At 58.3% G+C, this 17,004-nt stretch carries 18 protein-coding genes; 10 read left to right on the plus strand and 8 right to left on the minus strand.

Features of this window, described 5'->3' with window-relative positions:
* Positions 1-23 precede the first annotated feature (23 nt).
* The 6 genes from glsB to GO007_RS21175 all read left to right on the plus strand — a co-directional run bounded on the left by glsB (position 24) and on the right by GO007_RS21175 (position 6,360).
* Positions 24-950, plus strand: coding sequence for a glutaminase B (gene glsB / locus GO007_RS21150; protein WP_095103411.1), 927 nt, complete (start codon positions 24-26; stop codon positions 948-950).
* Positions 950-1,315: a DUF4186 domain-containing protein gene (locus tag GO007_RS21155; protein WP_095103413.1), complete on the plus strand. Its 366-nt coding sequence runs from the start codon at positions 950-952 to the stop codon at positions 1,313-1,315. Before glsB ends, GO007_RS21155 begins: the two co-directional genes overlap by 1 nt.
* A 115-nt stretch (positions 1,316-1,430) precedes the next feature.
* Positions 1,431-2,843: a GGDEF domain-containing protein gene (locus tag GO007_RS21160; RefSeq protein WP_157349308.1), complete on the plus strand. Its 1,413-nt coding sequence runs from the start codon at positions 1,431-1,433 to the stop codon at positions 2,841-2,843.
* A gap of 90 nt (positions 2,844-2,933) precedes the next feature.
* Positions 2,934-3,464, plus strand: a complete 531-nt coding sequence (locus GO007_RS21165; RefSeq protein ID WP_095103417.1) for a GNAT family N-acetyltransferase — start codon at positions 2,934-2,936, stop codon at positions 3,462-3,464.
* Positions 3,465-3,567: 103 nt separating this feature from the next.
* Positions 3,568-5,019 (plus strand): tagaturonate reductase, encoded by a 1,452-nt coding sequence (locus GO007_RS21170; protein WP_095103419.1) that lies wholly within the window; start codon positions 3,568-3,570, stop codon positions 5,017-5,019.
* Positions 5,020-5,301: 282 nt separating this feature from the next.
* The gene (locus GO007_RS21175) at positions 5,302-6,360 is read left to right on the plus strand and encodes an alpha/beta hydrolase family protein (RefSeq protein WP_463351421.1); all 1,059 of its coding nucleotides are present in this window, start codon (positions 5,302-5,304) and stop codon (positions 6,358-6,360) included.
* On the opposite strand, the gene GO007_RS21180 is transcribed toward GO007_RS21175, so the two are convergent.
* Both GO007_RS21180 and GO007_RS21185 read right to left on the minus strand, forming a co-directional pair.
* The gene (locus GO007_RS21180; RefSeq protein ID WP_095103422.1) at positions 6,299-7,324 is read right to left on the minus strand and encodes a helix-turn-helix domain-containing protein; all 1,026 of its coding nucleotides are present in this window, start codon (positions 7,322-7,324) and stop codon (positions 6,299-6,301) included. The genes GO007_RS21175 and GO007_RS21180 overlap by 62 nt on opposite strands.
* A gap of 104 nt (positions 7,325-7,428) precedes the next feature.
* On the minus strand, positions 7,429-8,439 hold the full coding sequence (locus GO007_RS21185; RefSeq protein ID WP_095103581.1) for a LacI family DNA-binding transcriptional regulator: 1,011 nt from the start codon (positions 8,437-8,439) through the stop codon (positions 7,429-7,431).
* Positions 8,440-8,685: 246 nt separating this feature from the next.
* Here GO007_RS21185 and GO007_RS21190 point away from each other — a divergent pair, with 246 nt between their 5' ends.
* Positions 8,686-9,126 (plus strand): GNAT family N-acetyltransferase, encoded by a 441-nt coding sequence (locus GO007_RS21190; RefSeq protein ID WP_095103426.1) that lies wholly within the window; start codon positions 8,686-8,688, stop codon positions 9,124-9,126.
* 216 nt (positions 9,127-9,342) lie between these two features.
* Here the strand turns inward: GO007_RS21190 and GO007_RS21200 are convergent, their stop codons facing one another.
* The 5 genes from GO007_RS21200 to GO007_RS21220 all read right to left on the minus strand — a co-directional run bounded on the left by GO007_RS21200 (position 9,343) and on the right by GO007_RS21220 (position 12,797).
* Complete coding sequence (locus tag GO007_RS21200; RefSeq protein ID WP_095103429.1) at positions 9,343-9,723, minus strand: tautomerase family protein; 381 nt, start codon at positions 9,721-9,723, stop codon at positions 9,343-9,345.
* Entirely contained in the window at positions 9,714-10,028 is a 315-nt protein-coding gene (locus tag GO007_RS21205) for a carboxymuconolactone decarboxylase family protein (RefSeq protein WP_095103430.1), read from the minus strand. The genes GO007_RS21200 and GO007_RS21205 overlap by 10 nt, the downstream gene beginning before the upstream one ends.
* Positions 10,029-10,181: 153 nt before the next feature.
* Positions 10,182-10,946, minus strand: a complete 765-nt coding sequence (gene tam, locus GO007_RS21210; protein ID WP_095103432.1) for a trans-aconitate 2-methyltransferase — start codon at positions 10,944-10,946, stop codon at positions 10,182-10,184.
* Between the two features lie 141 nt (positions 10,947-11,087).
* A complete protein-coding gene (locus GO007_RS21215; RefSeq protein WP_095103433.1) occupies positions 11,088-11,378 on the minus strand; it encodes a hypothetical protein in 291 nt (96 codons plus the stop codon).
* A gap of 228 nt (positions 11,379-11,606) precedes the next feature.
* Entirely contained in the window at positions 11,607-12,797 is a 1,191-nt protein-coding gene (locus tag GO007_RS21220; RefSeq protein ID WP_095103434.1) for an MFS transporter, read from the minus strand.
* Between the two features lie 323 nt (positions 12,798-13,120).
* On the opposite strand from GO007_RS21220, the gene GO007_RS21225 reads away from it, so the two are divergent.
* Both GO007_RS21225 and GO007_RS21230 read left to right on the plus strand, forming a co-directional pair.
* A complete protein-coding gene (locus GO007_RS21225) occupies positions 13,121-13,558 on the plus strand; it encodes a VOC family protein (protein WP_095103436.1) in 438 nt (145 codons plus the stop codon).
* Between the two features lie 335 nt (positions 13,559-13,893).
* Positions 13,894-15,003, plus strand: coding sequence for a YbfB/YjiJ family MFS transporter (locus GO007_RS21230; protein WP_095103582.1), 1,110 nt, complete (start codon positions 13,894-13,896; stop codon positions 15,001-15,003).
* On the opposite strand, the gene GO007_RS21235 is transcribed toward GO007_RS21230, so the two are convergent.
* Positions 15,000-15,842, minus strand: coding sequence for a LysR family transcriptional regulator (locus GO007_RS21235; RefSeq protein ID WP_095103438.1), 843 nt, complete (start codon positions 15,840-15,842; stop codon positions 15,000-15,002). The genes GO007_RS21230 and GO007_RS21235 overlap by 4 nt on opposite strands.
* 92 nt (positions 15,843-15,934) lie before the next feature.
* On the opposite strand from GO007_RS21235, the gene GO007_RS21240 reads away from it, so the two are divergent.
* On the plus strand, positions 15,935-16,993 hold the full coding sequence (locus GO007_RS21240; protein WP_095103440.1) for an NAD(P)H-dependent flavin oxidoreductase: 1,059 nt from the start codon (positions 15,935-15,937) through the stop codon (positions 16,991-16,993).
* The last annotated feature ends 11 nt before the right edge of the window (positions 16,994-17,004 follow it).

Below are 17,004 nucleotides of genomic sequence, written 5' to 3' on the forward strand. Positions count from 1 at the left end.
TGGATGTGGGCAAGGAGCCGGGCGTGGCGACGGTCATCAATAATGCAATGCTGGATGCGATTCTGGCAGAAATCAGGCCGCTGATTGGGCGCGGTAAGGTGGCGGACTATATTCCGGCGCTGGCCAGCGTGAGCGGCAATAAGCTTGGCATCGCGATCAGCACGGTTGACGGGCGGCACTATTTTGCCGGTGACGCCCATGAGCGTTTTTCCATTCAATCCATCTCTAAAGTGCTCAGCCTGGTGGTGGCGATGAACCACTATCAGGAAGACGAGATCTGGCAGCGGGTGGGGAAAGATCCCTCCGGCCAGCCGTTTAACTCGCTCCTGCAGCTGGAAATCGAGCAGGGAAAACCGCGCAACCCCTTCATTAATGCCGGGGCTCTGGTGGTTTGCGATATGCTGCAAAGCCGCCTCAGCGCGCCGCGCCAGCGGATGCTGGAAATTGTCCGGCGGCTGAGCGGAGTGGCGGATATCGCCTACGACCCGCTGGTGGCGCGTTCCGAGTTTGAGCATTCTGCGCGCAATGCGGCGATTGCCTGGCTGATGAAGTCCTTCGGCAATTTCCATAACGACGTCGCCACGGTGCTGCACAACTATTTCCACTACTGTTCGCTGGAGATGAGCTGCGTTGAGCTGGCGAGGACCTTTCTGTTCCTCGCCGATCGCGGTATCGCGCCGCACCTCGATACGCCGGTGATTGCGCCGATTCAGTCGCGTCAGGTGAATGCCCTGATGATGACCAGCGGAATGTATCAAAACGCCGGGGAGTTTGCCTGGCGCGTCGGGCTGCCGGCGAAATCGGGCGTTGGCGGAGGGATCGTGGCGATCGTTCCCCAGGAGATGGCTATTGCCGTATGGAGTCCGGAGCTGGATCAGGCCGGGAACTCGCTGGCCGGGGTTGCGGTGCTGGAAAAACTCACTCAGCAGGTGGGAAGGTCGGTATTCTGATGGTTAACATGAACAGTTTATTTAGCCGGCTGGAGCGTTCCGCGTTTCGCTCCCGTTTTAAGCTGGGAATTAAAGAGCGGCAATACTGTTTCGATAAAGGGGCGGAGACCATTGACCAGCACGCGGCGGATTTTATTGCCCGCCGCCTGGCGCCAGCGAATATCCCCAATGACGGCAAGCAAACGCCAATGCGCGGCCATCCGGTATTTATCGCCCAGCACGCCACCGCCACCTGCTGTCGCGGCTGCCTCGAAAAGTGGCACGCGATCCCTCCAGGCCGGGCGCTGAGCGCCGACGAGCAGCGGTACGTCGTGCAGGTTATTCACCATTGGCTGGTGCTGCAGATGAATTCTTCCGGCCATTGATAGTGAGCAACAATCAGGCATATGTATGCCTGATAAATATTCTCATGCTATGATAATCCGCTAACTAATTATTAACATAATAATTGCCTGAAACAATTAGACGGATAATTACTGAATGTCTTCACTGTCGATTCGGTCATTCACGCTGTTTCGTGAGGAGCAGCCCGTGCGTGATGCGCTGGTGTTATTCACGTTAACGCTGCTGCTTCATTTCTTTGGCGCCATGCTGCGTCTGGTGCAGGAACTCTCGTTTTTCTGGCCGCTTAATGCCGTGATGGCGGGGATCTTTGCGCGTTACGTCTGGCTAAACCGCAGCTATTTTTATGCGGTTTGTTTTGCCGCGATGCTGGTTTATGACGGCCTGACGTCGCGCTGGGGAATGGGCTTCGCTTCGCTGCTGATTAACTTCTCCAATATTGTTTTTATTGTGATCCTGGCGCAGCTGGTGCTGTGGGATAAGCGACGCGCTGATTCTATGCCGGGGCCAATTAATGCGCTGAACCTGTTTTGTTATTGCCTGCTGGCGGCGCTGCTGTGCGCTGCCGTCGGCGCGCTGGGGTCGGTGGACGTAGAGCGTGCCACCTTTATTCCTCAGCTGGCGGACTGGTTTAGCGAGCAGTTCTCGACCGCGGTGCTGATCCTGCCGTTTATTCTGACGCTGACGCTGCCTTCCGCGCTCGGCGCCTTTCGTTTCCGCCAGCTGCTGCCGGTTATCGCGCTGGTATTGTCGATTATTCTCGGGGTTAGCGTCGGCGGAGCGGGGAGCATCACTTTCCCGCTGCCGGCGCTGATTTGGTGCGCCATTCGCTATCCGCTGCCGCTGACCTGTCTGCTGACGTTTATTACCGGCATCAGCGAAATTCTGCTGGTAGCCAACTCGCTGATTCATCTCTCTCCCGACGCGCGGATGCAGCCGTGGCAGCTCTTCTCCACGCGTCTGGGGATCGCCGCGATGCTGATTAGCCCGGTGATTGTCGCCTCGAGCGTAGAAGCGATTAATAACCTGGTGAAACAGCTGGCGCTGCGCGCCGATTTTGATTTCCAGACCCGCGTTTACTCACGCTCCGGGCTCGGCGAGGCGCTCAAACGTCAGACGCTGGCTGAAGGGCAGCTGCTGACCGTGATGGTGCTGGATATTGACGGCTTTAAGCGGGTCAACGACAGCTGGGGGCATGAGTGCGGCGATTGCGTCCTGACGCAGTTTGCGCAACAGGTGCGCCAGCTGGCGGGCGAGCAGGGGCTGGTCGCGCGGATTGGCGGGGAGGAGTTTGCCGTGGCAACCCTGAGCTCGTCGATGCAGGAGAGTCAGGCGCTGGCGGAGAAAATCCGCCAGGGCGTCGAGGCGCAAACCTTTGTCTGGGGGCAGAACAAGATCCGCCTTACCGTGAGCATGGGGCTGGAGTCTCGTCCGGTGGGGAGCGAGCGGATAACCGAGCTCTTTAATCAGCTGCTGATGGCCGCTGACGACTATCTGGTGAGCGCCAAGAAAGCGGGACGCAATCGGGTTTGTACGCCCGGGCTGGTCTGAAAGCGGTAATAAGAAAATACGATAGTGATTTTGCTTGAGTTAAATTTAGGTTAAAAACATAGTGATGTGGTCAATTTTAAGGAACTGATCATGGCCACATCCTTTTCCCTGCGCACGCTCTCGCGTGAAGAAATCCTCGAACAGCTTCAGCCGTTAAGCGACATTTTGACCAGCTGCGTGAACGGCGGAGCGTCGGTCAGCTTTATGCTGCCGTTCTCACCGCAAACTGCCAGCGACTTCTGGAACCGTACGGCGCAGAGCGTTGCCGCGGGAGAGCGTATTGTGATGGTGGCAGAAAATGAACTCCATCAGATCGTCGGTACCGTCCAGCTCATTGTCAGCCAGCCGGAAAACCAGCCTCATCGCGCCGACGTGGCCAAACTTTTGGTTCACCAAAATGCCAGGCGTCAGGGGCTGGCTAACGCGCTGATGAACTATCTCGAAGAGGTCGCCCGCAACCAGGGCAAGTCCGTGCTGGTACTGGATACCGCGACAGGGAGCGGCGCGGAGCGCTTCTACGTTCAGTGTGGCTGGGAAAAAGCCGGGGAAATTCCGCGCTATGCGCTGATGCCGGACGGAAAGATGACCGCCACCTCGTTGTTCTATAAGTTCCTGCAATAACCGCCGATGGTTTGATCAAAACGGGGTTTTACTGGTAGAGAAAGCTGATAAGTTATTACACCAATTACTCAGGTTGTATGACTACTCTATGAGGGAACCCATTGTGAAAACACTCAACCGTCGCGATTTTCCCGGCGCGCAGTATCCTGAACGCATTATCCAGTTCGGTGAAGGCAACTTCTTACGCGCCTTTATCGACTGGCAGGTCGATCTGCTCAACGAGCACACAGACCTGAATGCCGGCGTAGTCATCGTGCGCCCCATTGAGAGCGAATTCCCGCCGTCGCTGAGCGTTCAGGACGGTCTCTATACCACGATTATTCGTGGGCTTAACGAGAAGGGCGATGCGGTTAGCGATGCGCGAATGATCCGCAGCGTCACCCGGGAAATCAGCGTCTATGCGGACTATGCTGAATACCTGCGCCTGGCGCACAACCCGGATATCCGCTTTGTGTTTTCTAATACCACCGAAGCGGGAATTAGCTACCACGCGGGAGATCGTTTTGACGATGCGCCGGCGGTGAGCTATCCGGCTAAGCTGACTCGCCTGCTGTTTGAGCGCTACAGCCGCTTCTCTGGCGCCAGCGATAAAGGCTGGGTGATCATTCCCTGCGAGCTTATCGACTATAACGGCGAAGCCCTGCGTGAACTGGTGCTGCGCTACGCTGAAGAGTGGGCGCTGCCGGAAGCCTTTACCGCGTGGCTGAATGAGGCGAATACCTTCTGCTCGACGCTGGTGGACCGTATCGTCACCGGCTATCCGCGCAATGAAGCGCTGCAAATCGAGCAGCAGCTCGGTTATAAAGACGCCTTCCTGGCCACCGCGGAACACTTCTATCTGTTCGTTATTCAGGGGCCTAAATCGCTGGCAGCGGAGCTGCGCCTCGATAAACTGCCGCTTAACGTCCTGATTGTCGACGATATTAAGCCTTACAAAGAGCGTAAAGTGGCGATTCTCAACGGCGCGCACACCGCGCTGGTGCCGGTTGCCTTCCTGGCCGGGCTGGATACCGTCGGTGAAGCTATGAACGATCGCGAGATCTGCTCTTTCGTCGAAAAAGCGATTTATGAGGAAATTATTCCGCAGCTGGATTTGCCGCGCGAAGAGCTGGAGACTTTCGCCCGCGCGGTTACCGGGCGCTTCCGCAATCCCTATATAAAGCATCAGCTTCTGTCGATTGCGCTTAACGGCATGACGAAATACCGCACCCGCATTCTGCCGCAGCTGCTGGCGGGGCAGGCGAAAAACGGTAAACTCGCGGCCAGGCTAACCTTTGCGCTGGCGGCCTTGATTGCGTTCTATCGCGGGGAGCGCAATGAGCAAAACTATCCGGTGCAGGACGATGCCGAATGGATGGAGCGCTATCGGGCCCTGTGGTCCGCGCATCGGGATGCGCAGTTGAGTACCAGTGAACTGGTGAAAGCCGTACTGTCGGTTGAGGCGCACTGGCAGCAGGATTTAACCAAAATCAGCGGTCTGGTGGAGCAGGTGACTCTCGACCTTGATGCCATACTGCTCGGCGGAATGCGCGCGGCGGTGAAGCCGCTCTGCTAATTCAAATTTGACCCGGCGCTTGCCGGGTTATTTATCCCACCTTGTTAGTTACAACATACTTTTGAACGATAGGTAAATAACCCTACCATGCCTGATGCTTCTTACCCGCTTCGTCATGCAGAACGGAGGGAGGCGCTTTCTGCCGAGGGCGCGCGGCATCCTGCGGATGACGAAAAACACTGAAAATGTGCGAATTTACGACCTCGATCGTGTTTTGGGACGCCCTGACGCCGCGGCTCATCTATAAATGAGCCTCAATTCAGCACCGCAGGAGCGATCATGATGTTCAGAAGAGGGTTTGTTTTATTATCGGCTTTACTGGTCTGTATACAGGTCCACGCATATCCGGGTTTTCGTCAGCTGGCGTTAAGCGACCCGCAGGGGGAAAAGCTGGATGTCGCCGTATGGTATCCAACGTCTGCAGAAGGAAAAACGGAAAATGTCGGCGCGAATCCCGCTTTCGAAGGGGTCACCGTTATTCGCAATGCGCCTCCGCGGCCCGGAGCGCACCCTCTGCTGGTTATCTCCCACGGCTATAACGGCAACTGGCGCAATTTGTCATGGATTGCGGCGGCCCTGGCCACGCAGGGATATATTGTCGCCGCCCCGGATCATCCCGGCACCACCACTTTTAATCAGAATCCGCTCGACGCTAAGCGCCTGTGGCGACGCCCGCAGGATCTTACCCAGGTGATTGATTTCACTCTGCGCTCCTCCGCTCTGCTCGGGGAAGTGGACGCAGGTCGAATTGCCGCTTTAGGGCACTCCCTCGGCGGATGGACGGTCATGTCTCTGGCTGGAGCGCGCTTCGATTCCGCCCGCATGCTGCGCGACTGCCGGCACCATGCGCAGCGGGGCGACTGCCGGCTAACGCACAAACTCGGCATCGATGGCGCCCGCTCGCAGGATGCGCGCTTTGCGGACCTGCGGGATGCCAGAGTCAAGGCGGTAGTCTCTCTGGATCTCGGCTTCGCCCCCGGCTTTACCCCGCAGAGCCTGCGCGCGGTCAGCGTTCCGACGCTGATTCTTGCGGCCCAGGCGGACAAGCTGGCGGATCTTGATGCGCAACAGGAATCCGGCTACCTTGCGGCCGGCATGAACAGGCAATACGAGGTCGTTGAAGGGGCCACCCATTTCAGCTTCATGCAGCTATGCAAGCCTGCCGGCGAGGCGCTTATTGAGGAGGAAACGCCCGGTGATGGCATCGTTTGCCAGGACGCAAGCGGAGGAAACCGCTCCGCTATTCACCAGGCGCTGATACCTAAGATCGGCATGTTTCTCAATTCGGCGCTGGATTATCACGCGCCTGCTGACGGAACGAGGTCGGCGACAGGCCGCTAATGCGCTGAAACTCGCGGTTAAAATTGGACCTGGTGGTAAATCCCGACTCGAACATGATTTCGGTAACGGGCAGCGGGGTGCTTCGCAGCAGCGCCTGCGCCCGTTCAATCCTTAAACCGTTAATCCACTGCGAGACATTACATTGACTGATAGCGTTGACCGCGCCTGAGAGCTGACGCGCGGGGATCCCCGTTTTTCGGGCAAGCAGGCTGAGCGTAAGGTCGGGATTGAGATAGATCTCCGTTTCCCGAACCAGCTTCTCCAGGGTGGCGTAAATTCCCGCCAGCTCTCCGGCAGGAAGCGCGGCCCGCGTCGGTGGCGCCTCCCGGCTATCAGACTGCGCAACCGCAGCCGGCCGCCCCGCGCAGACGATCGCCGCGCCAATAAGCGGAAGGAGCGCGGCCTGAAAACCCATCACGATCGCCGGAGCCAGCTTGCCGCCGGTTACGCTGAAGTCAAACGTCACCGCGAGATCGGTCAGCGCCGATATACAGAGAAAACAGCCGGCAAAAAAGGCCATTTTCGTCGTATGCGGCGACTCTGTGAGTCGGCTGAGGGTAAAGCGGTGCTCCCCGCGCCAGGCGAGCCGCAGCAGGCTGTATCCATAGCCGGCAAAAAGGAAAAAGAGGATCGAATCCGTCGCTGGCGGCCAGAGTATCCTGATAGCGATGGCGAGAACGGCGGGGGCGAACAGCAGCATCAGGTGACGCCGCCGGCTGATTTCAGTCAGCGAGATAAAACAGTGCCAGGCGATCGGCGGCAGCATTATGGCCAGCCCGGACTGGAGATTGCGCAACATGCTGGACTCATATTCCCAGCGCAGCGTGCTGACGGCAATAAGGACGATACAGGAAAGCAAAAAACGCAGGGTACCCGCGTGGCGCTGCTTGTGCGCAAACAGAGCCATTGCCAGCAGAAAAAGCAGGGCGGATAAGGTAATAAGCGGAAAAGGAACCGAAAGCATGTCAGCCGTACCACAACGAAAAGTTATCGGGAATATTTACACATATCCCGGCGCGCTGTCGCCTCTGACGTGACGTTCTGTAACGCTGGCCTTTATGAAGGGCTTTATTTCCGGCTGCTGGAGGATCTGACCTTTAGCCTACCGGCCAGCATAACGTGCGTCGCCGCATCTTCCTGATTGCACAGATACTCCACCGCCAGCCGCCCTAATTCACTGTAGGGCAGCTGAATGCTGGTGAGCGGCGGGGTGAGCTGTTCCGATATTTTCTGATCGTCGTATCCCGCCAGCAGAAGATCCTGCGGCAGCCGTATGCCGTTGACCGCCAGCGCCTGATAGCAGCCGATCGCCAGCCAGTCGCTGGCGCAAAAGATGGCGTCCGGGCGATCCTGCTGTTCCAGCAGAGAGCAGGTGGCCGTAAAGGACTCGCTGAACTGCCAGTTTGTCCGGCGCACCAGGCTCTCATCGTACGCCTGTCCGGCCTGCTCCAGCGCCGCCTGATATCCCGCCAGCCGCTGGCGGGTTGCCTCCATCCAGCTTTCGCCGGTGATGTGCGCGATGCGCCTGGCGCCCATGGAAATCAGATGACGGGTCACCTGAAACGCGTTGGCGTAGTCGTCGGGGACAAACGAAGGCAGCAGCGGCGAATCCGGGTCCCGCTGGTTGAGCAAAACCAGCGGCAGGCGGGTGCAGTCCTGAAAATCGGTCATATCCACAAGCGTGGTCACCGGGGAGGCGAGAATAATTCCGATGCAGTTACGCTGCTCCAGCTGACGGATAATATTGATCGCCAGCTCCACGTCGTCGCCGTAATCATATACGGTCAGCAGCACTTCATTGCGCCAGGCCGCTTCTCGCGCCTGGCTGATAGCATCGATAAAGGGGTCGTAGCTTTGCAGCGTGCTGACCAGCAGCGCCACTTCTTCCTGATTCAGCGGAGCGTGAATCGCCGGAAGGCGGTCATAGCCGAGCTCAGTCGCAACGGCGATCACCCGCTGACGGGTCTCCTCGCTAAGCTTGATATTCCGGGATTGATTAAGGACCAACGATACCGTTGCCTGTGAGACGCCCGCCGTACGGGCGATATCGTTCATCGTTACTTTGTTTTTCCGCTTCATCATCCCTCTCCCCTTGAGAAGCCGCATTATACCTTAACGACCAGGCACATAGGCAGACTAAAGCGCTGTCGATCGCGTTTCCGGCTCGTTATCGGGCAAGGTTTGTGACCCTCATCGCTTTTAGCGGCCGTAGTAAGGGAAGCAATAGCCGTTAACCCTCCTGGGATGGCAAATTGCGTCGGTAGCGCTTGAAGTAATTTCCTTCCGGGAAAATAATGGCTTATTCGCATGAGGTGGGAGGGCACGATGGTCATCGATATACGCGAGCTGCATTCGCAGGACAAATCGCAGTGGCTGCAGCTGTGGGAGGGCTATACCAGTTTCTACGGCAGCCCGCAGCCTGACGATGTGACGGAATACACCTGGCAGCGCCTGCTGGACAGCGCCTCTCCCGTTATTGGCCGGGTTGCGGTGGTCGATAGCCGGGTGGTCGGGTTTGCGATTGGCGTTCTTCACGAAGGCACCTGGGTGAAAACGCCCGTTTGTTATCTGGAAGATCTGTTCGTCGACCCGCAAATGCGCGGGCGCGGAGTCGCCAGAGCGCTGGTGCAGGCCCTGTATTCGGAAGGTAAAGCGAAAGGGTGGTCGCGCTTATACTGGCATACGCGCGCTGATAATCCTGCTCGCAGGCTGTATGATGAATTTACCCCTGCGGATGATTACGTCCGCTATCGTGTGATGCTATAAGCCGTCAGAGATAAGAAGTTATTAAGATTTTCCCTGTCTAATAGCGGAAAACGACTCAGGAGAATCAAATATGGAAAAACGAATCGAGACAACCGTTAATCTGATCATCTTTCTTTCCCTGCTGGCTACCGCCTGGGATCTCTCCCTGGTGCACCATCTCCCCTGGTAAATCCGGCAGTACGGCGCCTGCTGTGGCGCCGTTAATTATCCCTTGAACTATCCCGGCAGCATCTCGCCGCGGCTAAAGCTCCAGTCCTCGGTATGATTAAACTGAATGACCACCATCACATCATCGGGGGCAATACCGAGCTCCGCCTGCAGCCGATCGCACAGTCGCCGGTAGAGGCGCTTTTTCTGCTGCGCGCTGCGGGCTTTGCCGGCAAAAATATGAAACAGCACAAAGTCGCCGCTGCGCCCGCCGCTGAGGTAGTGCGGATCGACGATGCGCCGGGCATCGGGCAGAGCGTCGATAAACTGAAATTTATCCGCCGGGGGAACCGCAAACTCGTCCACCAGCGTTTGATGGAATAGCGCTGAAAGCCGCGCAATCCATTCATCGTCATAGCCGGCGCGCAGCGTTATCCGGGTCAAAGGCATGCTGATCCCTCCGGAGGTATGCAGGAGAGCGCGGTGACGGCCGCCGGCCAGCCGGCATAAAAGGCCAGGTGGGTAAAAACCTCGGTTATTTCGGCGCGGGTCAGGCCGTTGTTAGCCGCAAACTCAATATGCCACGGCAGCTGTCGTTCTCTGCCAAGCGCCGTCAGGGCGGCAAGGGTTATCAAACTTCTTTCCCGGGGCGACAGCTCGCCTCGGGCCCAGATATCGCCGAAAAGCACGTCTTCAGTCAGCTGGGCGAGTTTTGGCGCGATCCCGGCCAGGTTATTGCGGGTAGGTGATGCCATCGTTCATATCTCCGGTTGCCATGAGAGAGGATGAACAGAGAGTGGCACAGGGAAATTCTTCTTAATATCGCAACATTTTGGATAGACCATCCTGAAAAACAGGATGGTCAGCGATAAAAGCCGGGCGACGTCCTGCGCGCCCGGCAAGCGCTATCAGGCTGCGATCTGGCGACGGGCGACGATAAACAGGCGAGGGAACAGCAGCAGCACCTTCCCGTTACACTGTAACGGATAGTGCGCCTGCAGTAGCGTCAGATAACGGCTGAGAAACGCGTCGCGCTGGCTGTCATCGAGTCGCTGCAGGTACGGACGCAATCCCGTGGACTGCAGCCAGTCAATAATTGCCTGATGGGAATCGAGCTGATGATAATAGGTGGTGCGCCAGATATCGACCTCGCAGCCGCTGGCCGTCAGGATATCGTAATACTGCCGGGCGGTGGGAAGCGGGTGGCGTCCGCTTTCCGCATGCCCAAGCTCCTGAGCTACCTGACGCATCAGGGTATGGGAAGGCTCCTGCCAGTTATCCGGCATCTGCACCGCCAGAATGCCGTTATCCGCCAGCCGTTCGACGAGCTGCGGGAACAGCGTCTGGTGCTCGGTAAGCCACTGCAGGGAGGCGTTTGCGTAGATCACATCCGCCGGACGTTCGGGCCGGTATTCCCGGATATCAGCGGCGACGAACCGGCATGCGGGCAGCGCCCGGGCCGCCTCTTCCAGCATCGCGGGCGAATTATCCACTCCGACAACCGTCGCCGCGGGCCAGGCATGATGCAGCAGCGCGGTACTGTTTCCCGGCCCGCAGCCAAGGTCAACGGCGAGCGTAACGGGATGATGGGCGATACGAGCGAGCAGTTCGGCGGCGGGGCGCGTACGCTCGGCGCCGAACTGTAGATACAGCGAGGGATTCCAGTCTGCCATTGGTGACTCCGGGTTAGATAAACTCGTTCATCAGCATAGATGGCATTGACCGCAGGTAAAATGGCTTTACGCATTTTATTAGTTACGTGACAGCGTCACGTAACGCAATATAGAGCGAAGGGTTCTCGCCAGTCCGCAGGCCTAATCGGCGTCCTTTAACGACTCCGCGCGTTTGGCGGTGGCATAGACAAAATCCAGCATCGGCTCAAGATCGGTATCGTATCCGGCCTGGATTATTTTCCCCCGCAGCCACTCAATTTCGCTGGTGATATCCGGATGGAAAATATTATTGTCCTGCGCTTTACGCAGCCATTTCAGCAGGAAGTTATTTTTTCCTCTGATCCCGCCCGCTTTCTTAGATTTTCCGTGTATTTTCAGCGCGACTAATATGCAGTAATAGAAATGAACCCGCTGATTAAAACTTTGATGCATGTATGTATTTCCCGCCAGAGTCAGGAATTCACCGTCCAGGCCAGTGATTCGGATTGGGCATGATAACGGGCACGGATCGTCTGTTATTCGATCTCTGATATATCACCCGTTTCGCCAGTACGCCCGTTGCCAGGCGCTGTTCGGATGGTGTCACGGATGCCGAATAACAGTCAATTCTTGATTACTTTTTTACCTTTTTCAGCGGGGCGGCCCGCGGAACACAATTCCTTACGCCCGCCGCAAACCGGCGCGTTGTTGCAGATATACGCGTAATATCAAGATAAACGCCATGACCACAACCGCCGCGGCCAGCAGATAAATAGTTCCCAAACTGTAATACCCGGCAACCCAGCCGGCAACGGGGCCGGTGAGCCCGAGAGCCAGATCGAGGAACGCGGAGTAGGTGCCCAGCGCGGTGCCCTGGTTTTGCTCCTCGACCTGTTTCACCGCCTCGACGCCCAGCGCCGGGAAGACCAGCGAGAAACCGGAACCGGTCAGGAACGCGCCGATGCCGGCAACCCACGCAGAAGAGGCCTGCCAGATAATCAGCAGGCCGATGCATTCGATAACAAAGCAGGCCAGCGATACCGGAACGCCGCCGTAGCGGGTGATGGTGTTGCCCAGTATCAGACGAATGCAGATGAAACCGACGCTGAACAGCGACAGCGTAAACGCCGCGCCCTGCCAGTCGTGGGCGGAAAAGTAGAGGGTAATGAAGGTTGCTATCACCCCGAAGCCCACCGTCCCCAGCGCCAGCCCCAGACCGTAAGGCCAGATTTTGCGCACCACCACGTGGAAGGGGGCGCGAACGCCGCCGCTGACGCTGACGTCCTGGCGGGTGCGGGCAAAAAGCAGGCCGATAAAGGCCACCAGCACCACCACGACGGCAAAACCGCTAATGCCAAAATAGCCGTTGAGCAGAACTCCCAGCGGGGCACCGACCGCCATCGCCACGTAGGTCGCCACGCCGTTCCAGGAGATCACCCGGGAGGTATGGATCGCGCCGACGGTTTTAATTCCCCACAGCGTCGCCCCGGTGGCGGTAAAGCTCTCGCCGACGCCAAGGAATATTCGGCCAATGAGCAGAGCGGCCACCGCCAGCAGCGGAACGGACTGCAGCAGCACCGCAGCCAGCGTAAAAACCCCGCTCAGCAGGCAGCAGACGATACCGAGGCTGACGACTCTTTTCGGCCCCCAGATATCGGCGTAGCGCCCCGCGTGCGGCCGGCTGAAGAGGGTGGCAATGTACTGCAGACTGATCACCACGCCAGCAACAAAGGTGCTATAGCCCAGCTGATAGTGAATATAGCCGGGTAAAACCGCCAGCGGCAGGCCGATCGACAGATAGCAAATGCAGGTGAATACAACGATCGAAATGATGCGCAGATTTAGCTGAGTCTGAGTGGCTGAAGGAGTCATAACGTCAGGTATTTAAAACAAAAGGGGGGGTTAGCATAGCGCAGACCCTGCGGCCAGCACGAGCGCGGGATGTGATTTCCGCACGTTTCACTTACTATGCCGGTAAGATGAAATCTATGCCGCTAGTTTTATTCAGAATCCGCGCTTTCGCAGTCAGGCAATGCCCGTCACCGCTTTTTTCATTTGCCGCACGGCTGCTGACGCTAGCCCCGGGTCTCGATCGGGCCGACGCTCGCATCCCTGATGGCCTGTGCAGAAGCGCCTGTTCGCGGTATAAGATTTATCTCGTCGCAGCATATTAACCATTAACGTCAGGAGGGAGTATGACAGCCGATTTAGCAGGGATTGAGGTTCTGTTCGTCGCCGGGTTTGGGCCGATAACCCGCAGTACCGAAAGTAGCCGGTCCTTTTACGCCGAGGCGCTGGGTTTGCCGTTGAAAGAGATGGCGGGTAACGCCGACTACCTGCTGACGGAGCAGGATGCGCTGGCCGGAGTTAAGCACTTTGCGCTGTGGCCGCTGGAGCAGGCGGCGCAATCATGTTTTGGCGTTGCCCGCTGGCCGGCGGATCTCCCGCAGCCTCAGGCGTGGATCGAGTTTGAGGTGCGTGATATTCAGGCGGCGAGCGACAGCCTGCTGGCGAAGGGCTACCGCTTGCTTATCGCGAACCGCGTGGAGCCGTGGGGTCAGACGGTGACGCGGCTGCTCAGTCCGGAAGGGCTGCTCACCGGCGTGACCATTACGCCGTGGCTGCGTGAGTAGATGTCGTCCGTTCCCCCTCTGCTGCCATCCGTCGGCTGCCGCCGCTTGTTGGCGGCAGCACCGGGGCCCCTCTTAATATCTGACATATTTCGTTAACCGACGAAGTATCCGCCTGCATTTCCTTCTAGTCTTCTCTGCTGACGATACCCGGCGCTGGCCCAATGCCGCTTGCCTGCCCGTTAATTTATAATCATACTAAATTGAGAATTTAAATTAACAATTATTCTTTATTTGAGATTTATAGTCTAAGAGGAGTGCGCAAGGTGACTGAATACAGGCCAGAACTTAAGGCTTTCCTGCTGGCGCTGGCCGGTTCGGTGGTGCTGATCGTCGGGATGGGATATGGGCGCTTTGCGTTCACCGGGATCCTGCCGCTGATGCTGGATGAGCACATTTTAACCCTGCGCGAAGGGAATCTCGCCGCGTCGGCGAACTACGCGGGCTACCTGCTGGGGGCGCTGATGCTGGCTAAGGCCAGGCCGGCCGATGCGAAATGGTTAAACCTCGCGTCGGTACTCTTAACCGTGCTCTGCCTGGCGGCGATTGCCTGGCTACGGTCGCCGCTGGCGATTATTGCGCTGAGAGGCATTGCCGGCGTGCTGAGCGCGGTCACCCTGATCGCCGCCTCGCTTTGGCTGCTGCAGCACATGAAGCATCATAACGGCGCGCCGATCCTCTATTCAGGGGTCGGGATGGGGATTTTTCTGTCGGCGGAGTTTATTTCGCTCGCCAAAAGCCATGCGTTTACCAGCCCGCAGATTTGGCTAATCTGCGCCGCCAGCGCCGGGCTCTTATTTGCGCTGGTTCTGCGCCTGCTGCTCAGCCCGTCTGATTACCTTATTGCCTATAAGCCGACGGTATCGGCTCAGGAGCAAGGCGCAGAAGGCCAGCGCGGGGATGCATGGAAGTTATTGATTATCTACGGCTTAGCCGGATTCGGCTATATCATCACCGCCACCTATTTGCCGCTGTTTCTCTCCGGCTCGCTCACCGGCATCGACCCGGTGCAGCTGTGGGCGCTGTTTGGCCTGGCGGCGGTACCGTCCTGTTTTGTCTGGCACAAGCTGGCGCTTAAGCTCGGCTACCGGCGAGCGTTTACCATCAACCTGATGGTGCAGGCGACAGGCGTGATCCTGCCCGCCTGGAGCCACTCGTTAGCGTTTTGCATGCTGAGCGCCCTGCTGGTTGGCTTCACCTTTATGGGCACCGTTACCCTTGCCCTTCCTGAAGGGAGGAGGCTGAATCATCTGGTGACATTCAACATGATCGCCGCCATGACCGCTACTTACGGCATAGGCCAGATTATTGGCCCGCTGGCGGCCGGCGTTCTGTACGGTCTGAGCGGATCTTTTAATGCCGCCCTCGGCGCCGCGGGCGGGGCGCTGTTTGTGGCCGCCGCACTGGTGACGATCGGCAAACCCGCCGGGCAACAGCGGGGGAGTTAACTATCGGCCGCCAGCAGCAGCTGCTGGCGCATGGCATCCAGCGCCGGCGAAACGTAGCCCTGGCGCCAGATAAGCTGGGTTATCGCCGTGCCGACCGGCTGCGAATCGCAGCCTTGCGGTAACGTCATTAGCGCCAGCACGCTCTGCGGGACGATCCCGGCATATCCGCCGGAGGCAATGCAGGCAATGACCGCGTGATACGAACCGATCTCCTGTATTTCAACGTTTTTCATTGCGGACAAAAATGATTCCGCCCGCTTGCGATAGCTGCAGCCCTGCGCAAACGCCGCCAGCCTGAACTCCTCCCGTCCCGCGGGGCTTATCAACATCAGCTCCTCGGCGAAGATCGGCAGGTACTCCAGCGCCTCGGGACACTCCGGCTGGCCGCTGGCGTTCAGCGGCAGGCTCACCAGCGCGCAGTCGAGCGCGGCGCTAAGTACGCGTTCGACCAGCTGCTGGGTAGGCATGGTTTGTAAGGTCAGGGCGACCGCCGGGCACTGCTGATGAAAGCGCGGCAGAATCGAGGTTAAGCGGCTGGCGGCGGCGGCCTCCATTGCCCCCATCCGCAGGCTTCCGGCGGGCTGCGTCGGATGCAGCGCCTGTTTCGCCTCTTCGGCCAGGCTCAGGATCCGCAGCGTGTAGTCAAGAAAGCGCTCCCCGGCGGCGGAGAGCACCATCTTTTTATTGCCGCGAACGAACAGCTCAACGCTGAGCTCTTCCTCAAGCTGCTGAATGCGCGTGGTGATGTTCGATTGCGCGCGGCCCAGCCTTTTTGCCGCCCGGGTGACGCTTTGCTCCTGCGCCACAATTTTAAAGATTTCCAGCGTGCTGTGGTTCATGTTTTTCTTCTAAATATGGAAATAATATTGATCTTAACATCTCAAAAAGAGATGTTAAGCACCGGATATCACAAATTTACGCAGGATCAATCATGATGAACCGCCTGACGCAGCAGCTTGATATTGTCTATCCCATTATACAGGCCCCGATGGCCGGCGTGTCCACGCCTGAACTGGCGGCGGCGGTTAGCAATGCCGGCGGCCTGGGTTCGTTGGGATTAGGCGCTTCCTCGGTGTCTCAGGCGCGGGCGCTGATCGGCAAAACGCGCCAGCTCACCGCCCGACCGTTTAACGTTAACCTTTTTTGCCACCTTCCGGCACGCAGAGATCCGCAGGTCGAAGCGCAGTGGATTGAGCGGCTACTCCCGGCGTTTGCCCAGGCGGGAAGCCAGCCGCCGCAGGCGCTGAGGGAGATTTATCAAACTTTCCTCGGGCACCAGCCGATGCTTGAGCTGCTGCTCGAACTGGCGCCGCCGGTGGTCAGTTTTCACTTCGGTATTCCGCCACGCAGCGTCATTCTGCGTCTGAAGGAGAGAGGCATTGTCACTATGGCCAGCGCGACCAGCGTTCAGGAGGCCCGGCAGATAGAGGCGCAGGGAGTGGATATCGTTATAGCTCAGGGCTACGAAGCGGGCGGCCATCGCGGGATCTATGACCCGCGCGGCGACGACCAGCAGCTGAGCACCTTTACGCTGGTCCAGAGGCTGAAGCGGACGGTGGGCCTGCCGATTATTGCCGCCGGCGGCATTATGGACGGCGCGGGAATTTGCAGCGCCATAAGCCTCGGCGCCGAGGGCGCGCAGCTGGGGACCGCATTTCTGCTGTGCCCGGAATCGGCAGCGGATAGCGGCTATCGGCGGGCGATTAAAAACAGTCCTGACCAGCAAACGGTGCTGACCGCGGCCATCTCCGGCCGTCCGGCGCGCTGCGTGCATAATGCCTGGAGCGCGCTGGCGCAAAAGGTTGACGCCTCGGCGATCCCGGCTTATCCGCTGGCCTATGATGTCGGTAAAGCACTGGCGACCGCGGCTAAGGCCCAGGGCGATGAGGGCTACGGCGCCCATTGGGCAGGACAGGGGGTTGGTCTGATCCGCGAGCTGTCGGCGACGGAGCTGATGCAGACCTTAATTCACGAGTGCGGCTTCCGCTAGCGGCGGGGAGA

It is taken from the genome of Klebsiella sp. 10-1 (assembly GCF_009758445.1).
GTDB lineage: Bacteria > Pseudomonadota > Gammaproteobacteria > Enterobacterales > Enterobacteriaceae > Klebsiella > Klebsiella scottii.

What these genes read in the sequence shown, in the direction of transcription:
- GO007_RS21215 (WP_095103433.1), bottom strand. Translation starts at nt 11,378, where the DNA reads ATGCATCAAAGTTTTAATCAGCGGGTTCATTTCTATTACTGCATATTA.
- GO007_RS21190 (WP_095103426.1), top strand. Translation starts at nt 8,686, where the DNA reads ATGGTCATCGATATACGCGAGCTGCATTCGCAGGACAAATCGCAGTGG.
- GO007_RS21180 (WP_095103422.1), bottom strand. Translation starts at nt 7,324, where the DNA reads ATGCTTTCGGTTCCTTTTCCGCTTATTACCTTATCCGCCCTGCTTTTT.
- tam (WP_095103432.1), bottom strand. Translation starts at nt 10,946, where the DNA reads ATGGCAGACTGGAATCCCTCGCTGTATCTACAGTTCGGCGCCGAGCGT.
- GO007_RS21220 (WP_095103434.1), bottom strand. Translation starts at nt 12,797, where the DNA reads ATGACTCCTTCAGCCACTCAGACTCAGCTAAATCTGCGCATCATTTCG.
- GO007_RS21185 (WP_095103581.1), bottom strand. Translation starts at nt 8,439, where the DNA reads ATGAAGCGGAAAAACAAAGTAACGATGAACGATATCGCCCGTACGGCG.
- GO007_RS21205 (WP_095103430.1), bottom strand. Translation starts at nt 10,028, where the DNA reads ATGGCATCACCTACCCGCAATAACCTGGCCGGGATCGCGCCAAAACTC.
- GO007_RS21160 (WP_157349308.1), top strand. Translation starts at nt 1,431, where the DNA reads ATGTCTTCACTGTCGATTCGGTCATTCACGCTGTTTCGTGAGGAGCAG.
- GO007_RS21175 (WP_463351421.1), top strand. Translation starts at nt 5,302, where the DNA reads ATGTTCAGAAGAGGGTTTGTTTTATTATCGGCTTTACTGGTCTGTATA.
- GO007_RS21235 (WP_095103438.1), bottom strand. Translation starts at nt 15,842, where the DNA reads ATGAACCACAGCACGCTGGAAATCTTTAAAATTGTGGCGCAGGAGCAA.
- GO007_RS21200 (WP_095103429.1), bottom strand. Translation starts at nt 9,723, where the DNA reads ATGCCTTTGACCCGGATAACGCTGCGCGCCGGCTATGACGATGAATGG.
- GO007_RS21240 (WP_095103440.1), top strand. Translation starts at nt 15,935, where the DNA reads ATGATGAACCGCCTGACGCAGCAGCTTGATATTGTCTATCCCATTATA.
- GO007_RS21230 (WP_095103582.1), top strand. Translation starts at nt 13,894, where the DNA reads ATGGGATATGGGCGCTTTGCGTTCACCGGGATCCTGCCGCTGATGCTG.
- GO007_RS21225 (WP_095103436.1), top strand. Translation starts at nt 13,121, where the DNA reads ATGACAGCCGATTTAGCAGGGATTGAGGTTCTGTTCGTCGCCGGGTTT.
- GO007_RS21155 (WP_095103413.1), top strand. Translation starts at nt 950, where the DNA reads ATGGTTAACATGAACAGTTTATTTAGCCGGCTGGAGCGTTCCGCGTTT.
- GO007_RS21165 (WP_095103417.1), top strand. Translation starts at nt 2,934, where the DNA reads ATGGCCACATCCTTTTCCCTGCGCACGCTCTCGCGTGAAGAAATCCTC.